Origin of the sequence: Ensifer sp. ZNC0028 (assembly GCF_000799055.1) — a bacterium.
Taxonomy (GTDB): domain Bacteria; phylum Pseudomonadota; class Alphaproteobacteria; order Rhizobiales; family Rhizobiaceae; genus Ensifer.
In genome coordinates this window covers 1-204 of sequence record NZ_JTLA01000247.1, presented here as the reverse complement: position 1 = coordinate 204, position 204 = coordinate 1, and the positions used below count along the sequence as shown (strand labels likewise).

The 204-nt window shown below is 61.8% G+C and carries 1 protein-coding gene; it reads left to right on the top strand.

Translation table 11 applies throughout. From position 1 onward, the window contains the following. Window positions 1-204, top strand: a 204-nt coding sequence (locus L981_RS32860) for an aminotransferase class I/II-fold pyridoxal phosphate-dependent enzyme (RefSeq protein WP_043627114.1), incomplete at both ends; no start/stop codon positions are given.

Sequence of the window (204 nt, the reverse complement as noted above, 5' to 3'; positions counted from 1 at the left end):
ACGGCGTGCGGCTGTCGAAGGCCAAGCGCTTCCGTTATGCCAACAATGACATGGCGGCGCTGGAAGAGGAGCTGAAGAAGGCGGAGGGCAGCCGCTTCAAGCTGATCGCCACCGACGGCGTGTTCTCGATGGATGGCATCATCGCCAATCTCGGTGGTGTCTGCGATCTCGCCGACAAGTACGGCGCCATGGTCATGGTCGACG